This window comes from Dactylosporangium maewongense (assembly GCF_039531485.1).
GTDB lineage: Bacteria > Actinomycetota > Actinomycetes > Mycobacteriales > Micromonosporaceae > Dactylosporangium > Dactylosporangium maewongense.
Genome location: NZ_BAAAQD010000016.1, coordinates 231,960 through 249,499, shown reverse-complemented (window position 1 = coordinate 249,499; position 17,540 = coordinate 231,960). Strand labels below are relative to the sequence as shown.

Genomic DNA, 17,540 nt, shown 5'->3' with positions numbered 1-17,540 from the left:
TTCCGCGCCTGGGCACAACCTGTCGCGCTCATCGTTTGCTCATCCGCGACCGGCACGCTGACATCGTCCACCCGACGAGAAGAGGACGATCATGACTTTTGCCATTCCCGGGTTCGGCTACCAGCGTGTCGCGGTCGACGATGACGTGACACTCAACGTAGCGGTGGGAGGTACGGGCCGCCCGATCGTGCTGTTGCACGGCTTTCCGCAGACCCACGTCATGTGGCGGCACGTCGCCGCCGACCTGGCCGCCGACCACACCGTGATCTGTCCCGACCTGCGCGGCTACGGCGCCAGCGACAAGCCCGATGCGTGCGACGGCGACACGTACTCCAAGCGGACCATGGCCGCCGACGTCGTCACCCTCGCCGGCAAGCTCGGCCACGAGCGCTTCGCTCTGGCGGGACACGACCGCGGTGCCCTTGTCGCCATCCGCGCCGGCCTCGATCATCCCGCTACGATCACCCACCTCGCCATCCTCGATGTCCTGCCGACCCTGGACATGTGGGACATCCTGCACGGGACTACCGCCGCGGTCGCGTTCCACCTGTACCTGATGGCCCAGCCACCCGGCCTGCCCGAGCAGATGATCAGCGCCAGTGCGGACGCCTTCTTCGGTTACTTTCTCGACGTATGGGCGCAGAGCCCGCAGGCCATTCCTGCGGACCTGCGGGCGGAGTACCTGAAGGCATCCCGGGAGGCGGTTCCCTCCATCATCGCCGACTACCGCGCCTCGGCCGGCATCGACATCGAACACGACCAAGCCGACCGGGCAGCCGGGAGCCGGCTGACCATGCCGGTCACCGTCGTCCAGCAGGACTGGGGAGCCGCACTCGGCTACGACGCCGCCGCGCTGTGGCGCACCTGGGCCACCGATCTGGAGCACCGCACCACCACGGCCGGGCACTTCATGGCCGAGGAAGCACCTGACGAGATCATCAAAGTGCTTCGCTCCCTGCTCGCCCGGTAGCGAATCGCCTGCACGCCGACAGCGCGGTGACGCGCTCAATTCGGCGGTGGCCAACTGCTCAGGCATCGCGGCCATGATCACCGCGGTGCCGGTCTGAGCGCTGTGCGCACCACGACGTTGTTAGGTGGGTTCGGACTGGGCTGCGGTGCGGTGGCGGGCGAGGAAGGCGGCGATGGGGAGCGCGGCGACGACGCCGCTGAGGAGGATTGCGGCGAGGGCGCCGAGGATCGCCGGTGAGTTGTCGAAGGCGAGGCTGACCGCGGCGAGGGCCGGGCCGATGTTGCGGACCGCGGCGACGCCGCCCATGGTGGTGCGCCGGCGCGGGGGGCCGGTGGACAGCAGCGTGCCGAGGCCGAACGACGCTGCGGCGAACAGGAAGCCGGCCAGCAGGGTCCGGGTGCCGAGCAGGGCGACGACGTCGGCCCAGTTGCCCAGCAGCATGCCGGTGAGGACCATCAGGAACGTCGCGTCCGACACCTTGACCGAGGCGGGGTGCCAGGCGAGGGCGGTCGGCGGCGCGTACCGGCGCATCGTCAGGCCGACCGCGAACGGCACCAGCTGCAGGAGCGCGACGCTGCGCACCAGCGCGCCGACGTCCAGCGCGGCGCCGGTGCCGACGTGGGCGAACCCGAGCAGCGCGTTGGCGGTGAAGCTGAACGTGACGCTGCCGACGGCGGCGAGCAGGACCTGCATCGCGGCGGCGGCGGTGACGTCACCGGCCTGGATCATGCCAAGCTTGACGGCGAACGGTCCGCCGGGTGACGACGCGGTCAGCAGCAGGGCGACGAACGGGGCGGTCGCCAGGCCGAACAGCGCCGCCAGGCCCCAGCCGAGCAGCGGGACGGCGACGAGGTTGGCCAGCAGCACGAGCAGCAGCAGCGGCACGTCACTGAACGCCGCGCGCAGCGCGGGCAGGGTCGCGCCGAGGCCGGCGGCGAACATGGTCGCGGCGATGAAGACGACGGTGACGGCGTTGAGGAGCTGATGCAGGTCCACGGCCGCGCACTCAAGCCCGCCGCTCGCCGAGCCAGCGCAGCGCGGTGAGGCTGGGCAGGAACGCGTATTCGCCGCCGCGAGTGGTGACGAAGTTCGGCACGCCGCGCAGCTTGCGGCGCACGGGACGCCGCAGGATCGTGGAGTCCACCGTGCCCGGGCCGCCGGTGGCGGCGATCGGGTCGCGGGCGTCGCCAGCGCCGAAGAAGACGCCGTTGTTGAGCCACTCGGTCTGCACGAACTCGAACTGGCGCCCCAGGTGCGCGCCGACGAACGCGAACAGCAGACCCCGGTCCGCGCCGTCGTCGTCGAGGACGCCCTCGGGCAGGGGCGGGCCGTAGGCGGTACCGCGGCGGATCATGCGATGCAGCCGGACCTCTCCCGCTACGGCCGAGTCGCGCGGGTTGGCGCGGCGGATGTGGCTCCCGCCGCGGTCCTGACCGGCGAGCACCAAGGCGTCGGCACGGCACAGCGCCAGGGCGTCGCGCTTGGGCGCGAGTGCCAGCTGCGGGCCGCCGCGCCACCGGCCCATGAGCTCCTCGCCGTCCGTGTCCGCGCTCGCCCGCAGGAACCGGCGGAACGCGGCCACGTCCTGCCGGAGCTTGCGGAACGCGACGTAACTGCCGTTGCGGCCGAGGACGTCCGGGGTGGTGGTCTGCACGCCGCCGAGCTCGTCGGGGTACCCGAGCACGACCTCGCCGGCCTTGAGCGGCGTCTCGAAGGGGTTCGACCCGGGGATGCCGCTGCCCTCGACGGCGGGGTGGCTGATGCCGTCGCGGACGCCGAACGGCTCGGTCCCGGCCGGCGGCGCGTGGCAGTCCTGCCGCCAGATCGCGGTGACGCCGGGCAGCCGCTCGTACGCGGGACGGGCCCGGTCGATCGCGGCGTCCAGCATCGCCGTGTCCGGTGCGAGGGCGACGAGGACGACGTGCACGGCCGGTGACCCGAGCGGCGTCTCCCACACGTCCGGCGCGCTCGGCCCGGTGTCCCCGAGCACGGTCGCGCGGGCCGCCATGCCCTGGCGGAACTCCCACGCCATCGAGTCGAGGGATTCCTCCGGTACGCCCAGCGCCCGCAACCCGTGACAGGTCACGGCGGCGCTGACCCAGGTCTCGCCGAGCGGGCCGGCCGGGTCGGCGGCGGAGGTGACGACGGCCGCGACGCGGCGCATCAGCTTCCGGCCGGCGGCGCGGTCGTCGATGCGGAACGCGAGGTACGCCGCCGCGTACGACGACGGGCGCGGGCTGAGCACGCCGCGCTGGATGTCGTGCAGGTCCATGGTCGCGGTCTCCCGTCACCCGGTGACGAGGTGGGCGGGGCCGAACACCAGGCCGAACACCGGCAGCGTGTCGGTGTCCTCCAGCACCCACTCGTCCAGCGGCGTCACGTGCCCGGCCCGGTCGACGCGCTGGTACGCCGCCGCCGGCCTGATCTCCATGCGTCCCTCCGGTCACGTCCCCCGGCTTCCCGAGCGCGACCACTGCCCCCCGACCGCCACCCACAAACCCGCGACACCACGCTTCGCCCCCCGCCCCACCACGTGTGCCTGGCTGGTCGGCGCGAAGGCGTCCTTTTGCCGGATGGCGTCGGAGCGTTCCGTCCGTACGCTTGGTGCATGCCGCGCCCTGAGCAGATCCCGCCGCCCGCTGAGGACGCTGTGACGTTTCGCCCCGGGTTCTGGCGCGCGTTCGGTTTCGGCCTGGCGATCTCAACGGCGCTATGGGCGGTGTTCCCGCTCATCATGCTGGCCGTGGCACCCCCTCCGCCGCCCGCCCGGAACTTGTTGATGTTGGGCGGCAACGCCGTTGTCTACAGTTGTACCTACGCCGCATGTTTCGCCTTCTTCCGGTGGCGGTGGTGCCGGGACTGGCTGCGCATCTCCAGCGCGGGCCTGGAGCTGGCCTCCCGCGGCTCGTCCCCGATGATCGTGCGCTGGCCGGCGGTCGAGTCGGTGCGCTTCACCCGCCGCTGGGGCACGCCGCTGCTGGAGGTGACACCGACCGGGCCGCACGGCGTCGCGGTCCTCACCGCCGGCGCGTCGATGCCCCCGATCCGGACCCGCGACGGACGCGACACGTTCGAGGTCGAGATCTGGCTCACCCGCCCCGGCCGCGCCGTGCTGCGCTCAGCCTTGGCAGATCACCTGCCGTCCGAGCATCCTGTACTGGCCGCGGCCGGCCCGACCCGGTAGGTCCGCTTGCCGACGCCGCGCTTCCCAGTCAGCGCCGTGCCCCCTACGCTGCCCGGATGATCTCCGCGATCCTCGCCGGCGTCGCGCGTCACCCTCGCTGGGTGCTCGGCGGCGCGGTAGCCCTTGCCGGCGTGCTCGTGGGCGCGCACCTGCTGTCGGCACCGGACAGCGACCTCAGGTACGCCATACCGACGTTGCCGCCCCTGCTCGGCCTCGCGGCACTCGTCCTGGCGGTCGTCGCGTTGACCCGGCGGCGACCGGCGGCGTTCACGGTCGATGCCGGCGCGGGCGTGTTCCGTGCCCCGTCACCGCCGAACCACGTCCTCCACGCCGCCGGCGCGGCCTTCATGAGCGCGACCATCATCATGATCGCGGTCAACTCCCGTACGCTGCAACGCGACCGGCCGGCCGAAGACCCGGCAGGGTGGTTCATGGGTGACGCGTTGCTCGTCCTGGCCTGCCTGGTCGTCGTGTTGAGCGTCCTGCAGATCGCCGCGGCGTGGCGGGGCGTCGGTGTGCAGCTGGGACCGGACGGCGTGAAGGACCGCGGCCCGCTCGGCACGCTCACCGTTCCGTGGGACGCCCTGACGACGGCCTCGCTGCCACCCACCACACCGACGGCGCTGTCGCTGCGGCTCACGTACGCCAGGCCCGACCTGGTCCGCGCCGCCGGCCTGCCGTTGACCCGGACCCGGATCCGCACCGACACCATCGACGCGCTGTTCCTGGCCCACGCCGTCCACCACTATCTCGTGCATCCCGAGCGTCGCCAGGGCATCGGCACGGCGGCCGGATACGCCGAGCTGATGACCGTGCTGTACGGGGCACCGCCGAATCTCAGCCGTTCCTGAGGTCCCGCACCAGCCGGCGGTACATCGGCCGCAGCTCGACGTCCGTCGCCGCGGACTCGTCAGGGTCCGCCGCCGGCGTCGCCGTTTTCTCGGTGAGCATCTCGATGCGCCGGCCGAGCGGGGGCGTGACCGCGAAGGGTGACGCGGTGCGTGCCACGTCGGCGTCGCACAGCTCGGGCATCGACGGCGCGTGCTTCGCCACGAGAGCGGCGGCGAGGGGGGGCCAGCCGGCGACGACCACCTCGGGCTCGTCGCGCCGGACCACACCGGAGCGGTCACCGGCCCGCGCGTCGCGGCGCAGGACCGTCACCATCGGCTCGACGAGCAGCCGCGTGGCGAGGACCGACCGGACCTGCGGCGTGCCCGCCACCGCCGCCGCACGGGCGTCGGCGGCCAGGACCGCCCGGAGCGCCTCGGGTTGCAGCAGCGTCAGGTAGCCGAGCCGTACCAGGCCGAACCCGCCGTGCAGGAGCGCCACGAACGGCCGTACCAGGTCGCCGGCGAGGTTCGTGTACGACTGCGAGTGCTGCTGGCCGATCCGCGTCGGGTTCGCCGCCATCATCTTGGTGACGTCCTCCTCGCGGCCGGCGTGCAGCAGCTTGTCCGCGCCGGGCTCGAAGATGGCGACCATCGTCGCGAGGGTGCGTTCGACGGTGCCGGTGAGCGCTGCGCGGCTCGGGTCGCCGCCGCCGAACCGGGCCAGTTCCAGGGCCACCAGCGCGGTGCGCTGCGCGGGGTCGAGCACCGCCCAGAGCGGTGCGCCGATGCGCAGGTACCGGCGCCGCAGGAGCCCGGCGTGGCCTGAGCCGGCGGCGAACCGGTCGTCCAGCACCACGAGGTGGGGCCGGGGCACGCCCAGCGCGGCGGCGACCCGGTCGACCAGCGCGTGCAGCGCGGGCATGTCGGCGCGGCGAGCTGTGACGACGTCGCGCGGCAGGGTCGCGGGGCGGGGCAGGGTCAGCACGCCGAAGAGGACCAGCACGGCGCCGGGCAGCAGCGCGACGCTGGGGAACCGCACCGTGCACAGCCATGCACCGAACACCAGCGTCGCGAGGGCACCGGCCTGCACGACGGCGGCGACGGCCGCGGTGGCGGCCCGGCGCAGACGGCTCGGTGCCGGTAGGGCGCGGACCAGCCGGCGCGCCCGCCGGTGCAGCCGCACATCGAGCCACCGCCAGCCGACGACATTGTCCACGCTGTCCGTCATGCGTGAATTATGTGCCGCCGCCGCCGGAAGCGCCGCCCCGAGCGCCACGCTTGCCGAGAACGCCGCCGGCGGCGGGTTCGAGCAGACGGTTCGTCCGCTGCCCGACGCGGGACTGCCAAACGCGGAACTGTCGGCCATGATGAGGAATGGCCAGGCGCAAGTCGGGAAACGTCGTGGACCGGCATCCGACGATCGTGGTGCTGCCGCTCCTGCTCATGACGGCAATCGGGGTGAGCATTGATGCCCAGAGGCTGATCGCGGCGATGTCGGAGCGCGGTTGGTCGATGGTCACAGCGACGGTCGCGGGCGCGGCGCTCGGGGTCGTGAGCGTCGCCTTCCTCTTCTGGTCGGGCCGCAGGCTCCGGCGGTCCGACACAGATCCCCACCAGATGAGGTCCTCGGCAACGGTCCGGATCAGCCAGGGGGTCGGTGCCGTGTGGGTGATCGCCTGCTTCGTTGCTTTCCTCGTGACCCATCCCAACCCTCAGTTCCACACCGCCGAGGAATGGCGGCTCACGACCGCTGCGCAGACGGCAACCCTCGCGTACCTGCTGGCACTGGCCCTCGCGCTGACGATCGGGCTCTTCGTGACCTTCGTCGTCCTGCCGGTGCTCATCCGACGGGAGAACTCGCGCCGGCGCCGAGCCTCGGCGCGGCAGCAGGCAGCACAGCTGCCGCTCCCGTGACCGCGTCCCTGTCCGCGTGACAGGCCGACGGGGCCGGTTGCTGCTCAATGTGACGTTGAGACGTCGGCCGCCAGTATCGCCGGCGTCTCGATCGGCCGGGTGGTGTTCGCCTGGAGGCAGAGCGCGGCGAGGTGGTCGATCGCGGCGCCCGGTAGGTGGGCGGTCGGGGTGAGGTCGTCGGGCAGGTCGGGGCCGACGAACACGGACATGCCGCAGGCGCGCAGCATCGGCACGTCGCCGTGGCTGTCGCCGACCGCGGCGACGTCGGCAAGGGACCAGCCGCGGGACGTCGCGTACTGCTCGAGCAGCACCGGCTTGGACGACGGGAACACGTGCCGGAAGCCGCCTCCGGCGAGGATCTCGGTCGCGATGACCGTGGCGACGCCGAGCTGCTCGGCGAAGTGCGTGACGTGCGGGGCGAAGCCCAGCGACACGATCGCCACATCGATTCCGGCGGCGTGCAGGGCCGCGATCCCGGCCGCGGCGCCCGGGGCGAGCGGGATGTCGGCCAGGGGAGCGGTGAGCTGCTCGGGGGTCCAGCCGGACAGCAGCGCCCAGACGGCGTCGCGGATCTCGATGATGGCGTCGTCGCCGCGGGCCCGTTCCCAGATCGCCATCTGCTCGGCGAAGCCGTGCCGGGCCGCCGTCGCCTCCAGGCATGTCGGTCCCCGGGTCAGCGTCCCGTCGAGATCGAACGCCACCAACCGCACCACCATGCGACCAGTCTGTCGTACCGGCGCTGGAGAGCAACGCCGCGTCCGATCGCCGCCAGACGTGGGGCGCGCGGCGCGGAAGGCTGGTCCGCATGACGACGAACACGCTTGAAGGCAAGGTGGCCCTGGTGACCGGCGGAGGGCGTGGGATCGGCGCCGCCGTGGTGCGGCGCCTCGCGGCCCAGGGCGCCGACGTGGCATTCACGTTCCAGCACGACGAAGGGCGGGCGAAGGAGACCGCCGATGCCGTGACCGCGACCGGGCGCCGGGCCGTCGCGATCCAGGCCGACAGCGCCGACCCCGCCGCGGTCGCCGGGGCCGTCGACCGTACCGCGGCGGAGCTCGGCCGCCTCGACATCCTGGTGAACAACGCCGGCGCCTTCCTCCTCGGCCCCATCGAGGAGCTGGGCCTGGAGGCGTTCGAGGAGACGGTCGCGGTCAACGTCCGCGCGCCGTTCGTGGCCAGCCAGGCCGCGGTGCGGCACATGGCGGCCGGCGGCAGGATCATCAACATTGGGAGCAACGTGGCGGAGCGGGCCGTGTTTCCCGGGTTCAGCCTGTACGCCATGAGCAAGACCGCGCTGGTCGGCCTGACGAAGTCGCTCGGGCGCGAGCTGGGCCCGCGCGCGATCACGGTCAACCTCGTCCATCCGGGTGCCACGGACACGGACCTGAACCCGGCCGACGGTCCGAACGCGGCCACCATCAACGGTTTCACCGCACTCGGGCACTACGCGGACCCGGCCGACGTCGCGGCGACGGTCGCGTTCCTGGCCGGCCCCGACAGCCGGTACATCACCGGCGCCACCGTCAACGTCGACGGCGGCTTCACCATCTGATCCATCTGATCCATCTGATCCGTCGGAACCGGCTGATCCGTCGGAACCGAAGCGAGGGCGGTCAGGAGTCGAAGCCGAGGCCGAGCCGGTCCAGGGTGCGCAGCCACAGGTTGCGGCGGCCGTCGTGCGCGTCGGCGCGGGCGATCGACCAGCGGGTCAGCTGGATCACCCCGGACCGGACCGGCTCCGGCGGGAACGGCACCGGCTTCGAGCGCACCATCCGCAGCCGGGTCAGCGGCGTCGGCTCGCCGGACAGCAGGTCCAGCATCACCTGCGCGCCGAAGCGGGTCGCGCCGACGCCGAGGCCGGTGAAGCCCGCCGCGTACGCGAGCCGGCCGCCGTGCCCGGTGCCGAAGAACGCGCAGAACCGCGAGCACGTGTCGACGACACCGCCCCACGCGTGCGTGAACCGCAGCCCTTCCAGTTGCGGGAACGTCTCGAAGAAGTGGGTGGCGAGCTTGTCCGATGTGGACGGTCGCTGGTCGTACGCGGGACGGATCGCGCCGCCGTTGTGGTAGACGGCGTCGTAGCCGCCCCACAGGATGCGGTCGTCGTCGGTGCGGCGGTAGTAGTGGAACTGGTTCGCGGCGTCGGCGATGCCCTGCCGCCGGGCCCAGCCGATCGACGCCAGCTGCCCGGCGGTGAGCGGCTCGGTCATGAGGGCGTAGTCGTACACGGGGACGATGAACGGCCGGACCCGCCGCAGCGGCGACCGGAACGCGCCCGTCCCCAGCGCGACCTTCGCCGCGGTGACCGAACCGTCCGGGGTGCGCAGCCGCAGCCCCGCGCCGGCGGGGGAGATGCCGGTGACCCGGGTGCCCTCGTGGAAGCGCACCCCGAGCGCGGCGCACGCGTCGGCGAGCCCCCACGCGAGGCGCGCCGGGTCGAGCAGCGCTGTGCCGTCGCGGTCCCAGACGGCGGCCTCGTAGGTCGCGCCGTGGACCTCCGCGCGGATCGCGTCCCGATCCAGGAGCTCGACCCGCCGTCCCAGCCGCTCCGACAGCCGCTGCTGCTCGAGGAGCCCCGGCACCTGCCAGGGGGCGGTGGCGACCGACAGCTCACCGGTGCGTTCGAAGCCGCAGTCGATGCTGTACCGCTGGAGCGTCGCCTCGATGCCGTCGAGATTCTCCCGGCCCAGCGCCTCGAGGGTCTCGATCTCGTCGGGGAAGCGCTCGGCGCCGTTGGCGAGGCCGTGGGTGAGGCTGCCCGCGCAGAACCCGCCGTTACGCCCGCTGGCGGCCCACCCGATCCGGCGGCCCTCCAGCACGACGACGTCGAGCCCCGGGTCGCGCTCCTTCGCCAGCAGCGCCGTCCACAGCCCGCTGAACCCGCCGCCGACGACCGCCAGGTCCGCCTCTGCCGCCCCGCGCAGCGGCGGGTGCGGTGGCCGCTGTGGGCGCTGTGGCCGGTCCAGCCAGAACGGCGTGCCGGCGGCGTCGCGCAGCGCGGGGTGTCTCATCGCCGAACTGTACCGGCGCTTCACCCGACGCCGGTGGTGTTCGTGCATGTGGGTCACCGGGCGCGTCGATACACTGGCGTCGTGGCCGCGGACGACCTGCTGTTCGTCGTGCTCGACGGTGCCGGCGGCTGTCTCGTGGCGCTCGACGAGCCGACCTTCACCGAGCCGGTGTCCCGCACCGGCCGCGACGGCATCATCCACCTCATCCCGGCCCGCGCCGGCGCCCGTCCCGGTCCGCCCCGCCGCACCTCGCTGCGGCTGGCGACGGGCACCGCCGCCGGCGCGTCCGCCGCCGCGACCGTGCTGCTCACGCCGCTGGCCGGCGCCGCACTGGGCGCGGCCGCGCTGGCCCTGGGCACCGCCGGCGGGCGGGTGAGCTGGGAGGACCGGCGGGTGGCCCTGCACCGGCCCGCCGACACCGCCGTGTTCGCTGAGGCGTTCAGCGCCGTGCAGGCGACCCTGCTGGTGTGGCCGCGCCTGCGTGACCTGGTCTCCGTGCCCGCCCCGAGCGTGCCGCTCGCCGGGTCGCTGTGGACCCTCGCCGGTCTCCTGCACGACCGCGCCGCCGCAGGCCGGCGACTCATCGACCTGACCCGCGCCGCGGCCGGCCTGCCCGCCGGGCCCGCGTCGGCGGCGCTGCACGCGTCGCTCGCCGACCGGCGCGCCCGCCTCGGCGAGACCCTGACCGGCCTCGACGCCGAGATCGGCCGCCGGGTGCGGGCCCTGGAGTCCCTCGCCGGGGAGTGCGTCGACCTGGTCCGCGACGAGCGGGCCGTCCGCGCCGCCGTCGACGCCGTCCGGCGGGCCGACGGCCTGCTCGACCGGCTGCACCCGGCCCGCGACCCGGGCGTCGAGTTCGCCGAGCTGACCAGCTCGATCATCGGCGCGTACCGGGACCTGACGCACCTTCCTTGACCTTGACACGGTGACAAGCCGTTCACTGTGTCGCAGGAGGTGGTCGAGATGACCATGCAGGCCGTCCAGGCACTGGAGCACGGGAGTTCGTCGGTACGGCTGAAGGCGGCCCTCGCCGTCGGCACCGCCCCCGACCCGTCGCTCGTCGACACCCTGGTCACCCGGTGCGCGGTCGAGCCCGACTTCTTCGTGCGGGACATGCTCACCTGGGCGCTTACCCGCCACCCGGCGGCGGCGACGGTCCCCAGGCTGATCGGCGAGCTGCGGTCGGAGCGGGCGCAGGCGCGCAGCCAGGCGCTGCACACGCTGTCGAAGATCGGCGACCGGCAGGCGTGGCCGGCGATCACCCGCGAGCTGCTCACCGACGCCGACGACACGGTGGCGCGCACCGCGTGGCGGACGGCGGTCGCGCTCGTCCCGGCCGGTGCCGAGGGTGAGCTGGCCGGCGTGCTGGCGACCCAGCTCGGGCGCGGCGACCGCGAGACGCAGCTGAGCCTCAGCCGGTCGCTGGTCGCGCTCGGTGAGATGATCGAGCCGGCCCTGCGCGCCGCGGCGTCGAGCCCGGTGCCGCTCGTACGGCAGCACGCCGCCGCCACGGAGCGGCTGCTGCACGACCCGGACGCCGGCTTCGCGCTCGCGGTCGAGGAGGCGAAGCGCGTCAGGGCCCTCGGCCCGGCCGCCACTGCCCAGGAGGAGTGACCCGCTTTGCTGATCGGTGACGTGGCCCGGCGGTCCGGCGTGAGCGCCCGCATGCTCAGGCACTACGAGTCGCTCGGCCTGGTGCGGCCGACCGGCCGGACCGTCGGCGGCTACCGCGAGTACTCCGACGACGACATCCGCCGGATCTTCCACATCGAGAGCCTGCGGACCCTGGGCCTGTCGCTGCGTGAGGTCGGCCGCGCCCTGGACGACCCCGGCTTCACCCCGTCGGACCTCGTCACCGACCTCATCCGGCAGACCACGGACCGCATCGCGGCCGAGACCGACCTGCTCACCCGGCTGCGCCGGATCGACGCCGCGGAGCCCGCCGCCTGGGACGACGTCCTGCAGATCGTCGCCCTCCTGCAGGCGCTGGGCTCCGACAGCGCCGGCCGCCGCCAGCGCGCCGCCCTGACCTCGGCCCCGGACGCCCCGACGGACGCGCTCGTCGAGGCCGCGCTGAGCGAGTCGGACCCGAACGTCGCCGGCGCCCTGCGCTGGGCCCTCGCCCAGTCGGGCGACGGCGGCCTCACCCTGCTCGCCGAGGGCCTCACCGCCCCGGACCCCGCCGTGCGGGACCGCGCCGTGCAGTCCATCGCCGAGATCCCGGACGCCGCGGCGACCACCCTGCTCCGGTCCGCCCTCACCGACCCCGACGTCACCGTCCGCCGGCACGCGGCCCTCGCGCTCGGCCCCCGCGGCGCCGCCGACGCGGTCCCGACCCTCATCGACATGGTCGTCGACGGCGCGAACGACGTCGACGCCGCCGACGCCCTGACCACCCTCGCGGCCGACCCCGACCTGGGCGAGCGGATCGCGACCGGCCTCACCGCCCGCATCACCCCCGGCGCGGACGCGGCACCGGTCCGCCGGCGGCTGGCTCAGGCCCTGGCGGACATCCCGGGCCCCACCGCCTCGGCCGCCCTGACGGACCTGGCCGGAGACGAGGACCGCGGCGTCGCCGTCACCGCGGCCTACGTCCTGCAGCTCCGCTCCCGATGACCGACGCCCCCGGGCCGCTGGACGGCGGTCAGGTCGGGCGGTCGAGGTCGGCGACGAGGCGGTAGAGCAGCGCCGCGGCGCGGGCGGGCGCTGTGTCGACGAACCCGCGGGCGCGCGCCACGACCGGATGATCCTCACCGGCGAGGGTCTCCGCCGTCGTCAGCAGCTCATGTACGAACAGCGCCGGCGCCGGCGGAGCGACACCGGACGTCAGTCGCGTCGCCAGGGTCAGGGCGTCGACGGCGTGCAGCGTGTCGTGCCAGTTCGGCGTGTGGCCGGCCGGGAACAGCGGCAGATGCCGCCACAGCTGGTCGGCGAGGTCCTCGAACCCGGTCCGCAGCGGACCGTCGTCGACCGCGGTGGCGGCGCGGACCGCCACGCGGAACAGGATCGGGACAGTGGCGGCGGCCCGCTGCGTCGTGCCGGGCAGGCCGGGACACGGGCAGCGATGCTCCGGCAGCACCGCCGGCGGCGACGCGGCGAGCGGCGGGCGGGCGACGCCGTGCCGGGCGGCCAGGCCGGCGAGGACCCGCAGCAGGTACGCGTACGGCAGCTGCTGGTTGCCGCGCCGGGTGCCGAGCTCCACGCTGGTGATCGCGGCGACCACGGCGCTGTTGTGCAGCGACTCGTCGCCGTCGGCGGTGCGCCACGGGACGCGCTCCAGCGGCCACCGGTGCTCGCCGAACGTGGCGACCCAGGCCCAGTACGCGCCGGTGAGGTCCGAGCGCAGCTGCAGCGCCCGGGCCAGGCGCTGCTGGTCCTCGGTGAGCAGGCCGAGGATCCTGGTGCGTTCCGTGAACAGCTCGTCGACGGCATGGAGCGCGAGGAGTGTGCTGTACAACTGCGGCGCCACGGCGGGACCGGGCCGCTGCGTGATCACCACGCCGCCCGGCAACGGATCGAGATCGACGGGCAGGGCGCCGGCGACGACCGTCCAGGCCCAGCCGCACTCGAACCAGGCGCCCCGGTAGACGGCGTTGTGGTCCGGCAGCGCGCCGATACTGATCTCCCGAAGGCCCGCCTGCACCTCGACGAGTCCCGCCGCGAACTCGTCGCGGACGGCCTGCTCGTCACGCGGGCCCGGCCGCACGAGGTGGCGCAGGTGCGTGTCGTCTGCCGACGCGCGGACCGAGTACGCGCGCAGCAGGCCCGTCATCGCCGCGGTCAGCCGGACCTCGGTGAGCCGCTCGACGTCGGCGGTCTGCTGCCGGTACACGCGGCAGAACCCGAGCATCGCGAGACACAGCCGCAGGTCGGCGCTGAACCCGGCGACCGCTTCGACGGCTGGTGCCGGCGGCTCCAGCGACGGGCCACCGGGGAAGACCGGCGCGCCGGTGCCGTCGCTGTACCGGGTGAGGTACTCGCGCATCGCGACGACGAGCCGCTCGGGGATATCGAACCGGTCCCCGAGCGCCCGCAACGCCCCGGCCGCGTCGTCGGCGGTCTCGCCGGGCACGTCCAGGCGCAGCCCGGGCAGGTTCGCGGCCGGCCCGAGGATGCACAGCAGCTGGTGCGCGTCCTCGAGCGCGTCACCGGCGGCCGGGTCGCCCCAGAGGAACCCGCCGTCGCGGAACGAGTACCGCGCCACGGCCTCCCAGACGCGCAGCAACTCCGCCCGCGGATCCAACCGCACCTCAGCCCCCTTCCACCGGCGGCAGGCCGGCGACGTCGCGCTCGCGGGCGGTCAGCGTCCGGCGGTGATGCCGGCCGGCGATCCGGGCGAGCGCCGCCGCGTCGAGGGTAGGCCGGATCCGGATTGTGCCGCCGCTGGACGCCACGGCGAGACCGGCGTCGCTGAAGGCGATGGCCGTGACGTCCCCGCCGAACCGGAGGCGATGGACAGGACGGCCGTCGACGTCCCAGAGCCGCACGTCGCCGCCGAGTCCACCGGAGACGAGCCGGCCGTCGGCGGCGTACGCGAGCGCGGTGATCGTCTGGCGGTGCCGGCCGATGGGACGGCGGACACGGTCGGGCCGGTCCCACACGATGATGCCGCCGTCCGAGCCGCCGGCGGCGAGCCGTCCGTCCGGTCCGGCTGCCAGTGCCTTGACGGAGCCGTCGGCCGGCACCGGGGTCGCTCCGCCCGGCGTGACGGCGACGAGCCGGGATCCCGCGACGAAGACCCGTTCTTCGTCGGCGCAGGCCAGGCCCGAGAGGCGCCCGGCCGTTGCGTCGAGGCTCCACCGGCAGCGGCCGGTCAGGTCCCACACCTGCACGACGCCGTCGAGGTCGCCGGTCGCGAGCCACCTGCCGTCCGGGGCGAATGTGACCGCTGTGACCTGGCCGGCATGGGCGATGCGTCGCGGCGACGCGTCCGCGGTGTCGCTCAACAACAGGTCGCCGGTCTGCGATACGAGCGCCACCATGCCGGACGGAGACACGGTGAGGGCGCGTGCGGCACCCGGCTCGCCCGGCAACGGGACGATCGGCCGGTCCGCACCGCACCAGAGGTGGCAGCCGCTGGGTCCGCCGATGACGAGGCGTCCGTCCGGTGTCCAGCCGAGGTGGTGGGCGGGCAGGTTGGTGACGACGTGCTCTGGCCCGTCGGCGAGGTCCCAGACGCTCGCGGTCGAGTGTTCGGTGCCGATTGCCAGCCGGCCGTCCGTGCTGCAACCGATCGAGGACGCGTCCTGACCGTGATCGTGGAAGCTGTGGGCCAGGGTTCCAGCTGCGTCCCAGACGACGGTGGCGGCTCGCGTGCCGCAGACGAGTGAGCCGTTCGGGGCGATGGCCAGCGCGGTGACGTCGGGGCAGTATGCGCGCCACGCGACGGTCGCCGAGGGCAGGTCCCACACGGTGATCGAGTTGTTGCGACCACCGGCGGCGATCCGACCGCCGGGACCCGCCGCGACCGCCAGCACCCGGTTGTCGGGGACGTCGCCGGCGAGCCTGTTCGCGATGCGGCCGGCGGCGTCCCACACCAGGACGCTGCCGTCGCCGCGGCCGGCGGCGAGGCCACCGCCGGGCACGGCGCACATGGCGTAGACGGGGACATGGCCGTCGGACAGGACGCCGACCTCGCGCATGGTCGCGGCGAAGCGGCGGATCCGGCCCTGCTCGTCGGCGGTGGCGAGCAGGGCGTCGTCGGTCCAGCAGACAGCGGTGACCCGGCCGTCGCCGGTGTCCGCTGTGCCCAGCGGGTTGCCGGCGGTGTCCCAGACGTGCACGACGCCTCGGGCGACCGTGGCCAGGCGACCGTCGGGGGCGAACGCGACGGGGCCGTCGCCGTCCGCGCGGAACACCAGACTGCCGTCGAGAGCCCAGACGTCGGTGACGTCCGCGGCTGTGGCGAGGCGGCCGTCGGGGGCGAAGGCCACGTGGACGGGGCGCCGCTCGTACCGGATGGACCGCAGCAGGCCGCTGGCCAGGGCCGACGAGACGGCGTGGGTGGCGAGGGGGGTCGGGGCAAGCTCGCGGTAGGCGGCCCAGGCGAGCGCGAACGCCAGCTCCGGGTCCGCGTCGAGGGTGTCGAGCGCCTGGCGGGCGACGGTGTTGGCGCGGCGTTCGAGGGCACCGGCCTGGTTGCGCTCCGACGCGTCGAGGAACTCCGTGACCTCCGCGGCGACGGTACGGCCGGACCGGGCCCAGGTGAGGGCGTCGGCGAGGCGGGCGCCGCCGATGAGGTAGTCAGGCATCCGGCCGGCGCGGATCCACGCACGGGCGAGCGGCGCCAGCTCGGTGAGGCGTCGCAGGCTCTCCTCGTGCAGGAGGATGTGCTCGGCGAGCGGGCGCCACTGGCGCAGCAGGGCCTCGTGCGCGATGTCGAAGACGGGGCTGCCGCTGGCCTCGTCGCTGGTGAGCAGGCGGGCGTCGACGAACGCGGCGACGACGGCGCGCTGCCGGTGGTCGAGGATCGCGGCGGGGACGCGCTGGCGGGTCGCGCCGCCCGGGCCGAGCGTGACGAACAGCAGCAGGGTGTCCAGGCACAGCGGCAGGCTGCCGTCGCCGAGGTCGCGGACGGCATCGTCGGCGCGCCGGCCGATGGCGCCGGCGACGCCGCCCGAGGCGTGGTACTCCCGCCGGGTGATCCGGCGGTCGGTGGCGGCGCCGCGGTAGAGGTCGTTGAGCAGGTAGCTCAGCAGCGGCAGGGCGTCGCCGCCGCCGGTGTCGCGGACGATCTCGTCGACCAGGCCGTCGTCGAACGTCACCGCGGCGAGGCGGGCCGGCTCATCCACGACGAGCCGCAGCTCATGCGGGCCCATGACGTTGACCATGAGCGGGTCGCGGAACAGGTCCCGGCCCGGCCCCTGCTGAAACTCGCCGATGGTGTCGGAGCGGACGGTGGCGACGACCCGTAGCCGCGGCTCGTGCTCCAGCAGCGCCTGGACGACCGCGAGCAGCCCGTGCCGGTCCTCCTCGACGCCCTGCGTGACGGTCTCCTCGAGCTGGTCGACGACGATCAGGACCCGGTGGGTGCCGTCGCGGCGGGCGGTGAGGGCGGCGAGCGGCGCGTCGAGGCGGGGCGGCGGGCTACCGGCGCGGGCGGCGGCGAGGGCGGTCGCGGCGGCGGCGGTCAGGTCGGTGCCGAGCACAGCGCCGAGTTCCCCAAGTGCGTCGGTGCCCGGCGTCAGCGGCGGCAGCACGCGGTACGCGTCGCCGAGGGCCGGCAGCAGACCGGCGAGGACGAGCGACGACTTGCCGGACCCGGACGGGCCGAGGACCGGCACGAACCGGCGGGTGGCCGAGCGGGCGTCCCGGATCCGGGCCAGGAGCTGTTCCGTCTCGCTGGTCCGGCCGAAGTAGACACCGGCCCAGCGCGACGTGTACGCGGACAGGCCGGGCCACGGGTTGCCGTCCGTCCATGTCGGACGCCGGATGCCGGCCCGGCGGACGTCCCACGCCGCCTTCGCGCCGACGGCGACGACCAGCCCGGCGCCGATGGCGGGGGAGTACGTCGCGACCGGCTGCAGGACGGCCGGCCAGCCCGACGGGTCACCGGTGATCAGATTCGTGATCATGCCCATGCCGGTGCCGAGCAGGAACGTCCCGTACCCCGTGGCGCCCCACCGGCCCAT

General features: G+C 74.3%; 16 protein-coding genes. 8 read left to right on the top strand and 8 right to left on the bottom strand.

Annotated features, from left to right (window positions below):
* Positions 1–91 precede the first annotated feature (91 nt).
* On the top strand, positions 92–970 hold the full coding sequence (locus ABD332_RS35600) for an alpha/beta fold hydrolase (RefSeq protein WP_344507071.1): 879 nt from the start codon (positions 92–94) through the stop codon (positions 968–970).
* A 120-nt stretch (positions 971–1,090) separates the two neighbouring features.
* On the opposite strand, the gene ABD332_RS35595 is transcribed toward ABD332_RS35600, so the two are convergent.
* The 3 genes from ABD332_RS35595 to ABD332_RS35585 are packed head-to-tail and all read right to left on the bottom strand — an operon-like array spanning position 1,091 to position 3,401.
* The gene (locus ABD332_RS35595; RefSeq protein WP_344507069.1) at positions 1,091–1,966 is read right to left on the bottom strand and encodes a bile acid:sodium symporter family protein; all 876 of its coding nucleotides are present in this window, start codon (positions 1,964–1,966) and stop codon (positions 1,091–1,093) included.
* Between the two features lie 10 nt (positions 1,967–1,976).
* Positions 1,977–3,242: a Dyp-type peroxidase gene (locus ABD332_RS35590; protein ID WP_344507067.1), complete on the bottom strand. Its 1,266-nt coding sequence runs from the start codon at positions 3,240–3,242 to the stop codon at positions 1,977–1,979.
* 15 nt (positions 3,243–3,257) lie between these two features.
* Positions 3,258–3,401 carry a hypothetical protein gene (locus tag ABD332_RS35585; protein ID WP_344507065.1) on the bottom strand — a complete coding sequence of 48 codons (144 nt, stop codon included), beginning with the start codon at positions 3,399–3,401 and terminating at the stop codon, positions 3,258–3,260.
* A gap of 177 nt (positions 3,402–3,578) precedes the next feature.
* Between ABD332_RS35585 and ABD332_RS35580 the strand changes: the two genes are divergently transcribed.
* Together ABD332_RS35580 and ABD332_RS35575 are read left to right on the top strand one after the other, a co-directional pair.
* Positions 3,579–4,154, top strand: a complete 576-nt coding sequence (locus tag ABD332_RS35580; protein ID WP_344507063.1) for a hypothetical protein — start codon at positions 3,579–3,581, stop codon at positions 4,152–4,154.
* 56 nt (positions 4,155–4,210) lie between these two features.
* Positions 4,211–5,005, top strand: coding sequence for a hypothetical protein (locus tag ABD332_RS35575; protein ID WP_344507061.1), 795 nt, complete (start codon positions 4,211–4,213; stop codon positions 5,003–5,005).
* On the opposite strand, the gene ABD332_RS35570 is transcribed toward ABD332_RS35575, so the two are convergent.
* The gene (locus tag ABD332_RS35570; RefSeq protein WP_344507059.1) at positions 4,992–6,212 is read right to left on the bottom strand and encodes a M48 family metallopeptidase; all 1,221 of its coding nucleotides are present in this window, start codon (positions 6,210–6,212) and stop codon (positions 4,992–4,994) included. The genes ABD332_RS35575 and ABD332_RS35570 overlap by 14 nt on opposite strands.
* A 146-nt stretch (positions 6,213–6,358) precedes the next feature.
* On the opposite strand from ABD332_RS35570, the gene ABD332_RS35565 reads away from it, so the two are divergent.
* Complete coding sequence (locus ABD332_RS35565; protein WP_344507057.1) at positions 6,359–6,898, top strand: hypothetical protein; 540 nt, start codon at positions 6,359–6,361, stop codon at positions 6,896–6,898.
* A 44-nt stretch (positions 6,899–6,942) separates the two neighbouring features.
* On the opposite strand, the gene ABD332_RS35560 is transcribed toward ABD332_RS35565, so the two are convergent.
* Positions 6,943–7,614, bottom strand: coding sequence for an HAD family hydrolase (locus ABD332_RS35560; RefSeq protein WP_344507055.1), 672 nt, complete (start codon positions 7,612–7,614; stop codon positions 6,943–6,945).
* Between the two features lie 89 nt (positions 7,615–7,703).
* Here ABD332_RS35560 and ABD332_RS35555 point away from each other — a divergent pair, with 89 nt between their 5' ends.
* Positions 7,704–8,450 carry an SDR family NAD(P)-dependent oxidoreductase gene (locus ABD332_RS35555; protein ID WP_344507053.1) on the top strand — a complete coding sequence of 249 codons (747 nt, stop codon included), beginning with the start codon at positions 7,704–7,706 and terminating at the stop codon, positions 8,448–8,450.
* 61 nt (positions 8,451–8,511) lie between these two features.
* Here the strand turns inward: ABD332_RS35555 and ABD332_RS35550 are convergent, their stop codons facing one another.
* Positions 8,512–9,909, bottom strand: coding sequence for an NAD(P)/FAD-dependent oxidoreductase (locus ABD332_RS35550; RefSeq protein ID WP_344507051.1), 1,398 nt, complete (start codon positions 9,907–9,909; stop codon positions 8,512–8,514).
* Between the two features lie 81 nt (positions 9,910–9,990).
* Here ABD332_RS35550 and ABD332_RS35545 point away from each other — a divergent pair, with 81 nt between their 5' ends.
* Genes ABD332_RS35545 through ABD332_RS35535 form a run of 3 tightly spaced genes read left to right on the top strand, consistent with a single transcriptional unit; the run spans position 9,991 to position 12,525 of the window.
* Positions 9,991–10,824: a hypothetical protein gene (locus ABD332_RS35545; RefSeq protein WP_344507049.1), complete on the top strand. Its 834-nt coding sequence runs from the start codon at positions 9,991–9,993 to the stop codon at positions 10,822–10,824.
* Between the two features lie 48 nt (positions 10,825–10,872).
* Complete coding sequence (locus tag ABD332_RS35540; protein WP_344507047.1) at positions 10,873–11,523, top strand: HEAT repeat domain-containing protein; 651 nt, start codon at positions 10,873–10,875, stop codon at positions 11,521–11,523.
* 6 nt (positions 11,524–11,529) lie between these two features.
* On the top strand, positions 11,530–12,525 hold the full coding sequence (locus ABD332_RS35535) for a HEAT repeat domain-containing protein (protein ID WP_344507045.1): 996 nt from the start codon (positions 11,530–11,532) through the stop codon (positions 12,523–12,525).
* Between the two features lie 28 nt (positions 12,526–12,553).
* Here ABD332_RS35535 and ABD332_RS35530 read toward each other — a convergent pair whose 3' ends face one another.
* Entirely contained in the window at positions 12,554–14,158 is a 1,605-nt protein-coding gene (locus tag ABD332_RS35530) for an SCO2524 family protein (RefSeq protein WP_344507043.1), read from the bottom strand.
* 1 nt (position 14,159) lies between these two features.
* Positions 14,160–17,540: an NACHT and WD repeat domain-containing protein gene (locus ABD332_RS35525; protein ID WP_344507041.1), complete on the bottom strand. Its 3,381-nt coding sequence runs from the start codon at positions 17,538–17,540 to the stop codon at positions 14,160–14,162.

What these genes read in the sequence shown, in the direction of transcription:
- ABD332_RS35600 (WP_344507071.1), top strand. Translation starts at nt 92, where the DNA reads ATGACTTTTGCCATTCCCGGGTTCGGCTACCAGCGTGTCGCGGTCGAC.
- ABD332_RS35570 (WP_344507059.1), bottom strand. Translation starts at nt 6,212, where the DNA reads ATGACGGACAGCGTGGACAATGTCGTCGGCTGGCGGTGGCTCGATGTG.
- ABD332_RS35585 (WP_344507065.1), bottom strand. Translation starts at nt 3,401, where the DNA reads ATGGAGATCAGGCCGGCGGCGGCGTACCAGCGCGTCGACCGGGCCGGG.
- ABD332_RS35560 (WP_344507055.1), bottom strand. Translation starts at nt 7,614, where the DNA reads ATGGTGGTGCGGTTGGTGGCGTTCGATCTCGACGGGACGCTGACCCGG.
- ABD332_RS35565 (WP_344507057.1), top strand. Translation starts at nt 6,359, where the DNA reads ATGGCCAGGCGCAAGTCGGGAAACGTCGTGGACCGGCATCCGACGATC.
- ABD332_RS35555 (WP_344507053.1), top strand. Translation starts at nt 7,704, where the DNA reads ATGACGACGAACACGCTTGAAGGCAAGGTGGCCCTGGTGACCGGCGGA.
- ABD332_RS35525 (WP_344507041.1), bottom strand. Translation starts at nt 17,540, where the DNA reads ATGGGCCGGTGGGGCGCCACGGGGTACGGGACGTTCCTGCTCGGCACC.
- ABD332_RS35550 (WP_344507051.1), bottom strand. Translation starts at nt 9,909, where the DNA reads ATGAGACACCCCGCGCTGCGCGACGCCGCCGGCACGCCGTTCTGGCTG.
- ABD332_RS35540 (WP_344507047.1), top strand. Translation starts at nt 10,873, where the DNA reads ATGACCATGCAGGCCGTCCAGGCACTGGAGCACGGGAGTTCGTCGGTA.
- ABD332_RS35580 (WP_344507063.1), top strand. Translation starts at nt 3,579, where the DNA reads ATGCCGCGCCCTGAGCAGATCCCGCCGCCCGCTGAGGACGCTGTGACG.
- ABD332_RS35575 (WP_344507061.1), top strand. Translation starts at nt 4,211, where the DNA reads ATGATCTCCGCGATCCTCGCCGGCGTCGCGCGTCACCCTCGCTGGGTG.
- ABD332_RS35590 (WP_344507067.1), bottom strand. Translation starts at nt 3,242, where the DNA reads ATGGACCTGCACGACATCCAGCGCGGCGTGCTCAGCCCGCGCCCGTCG.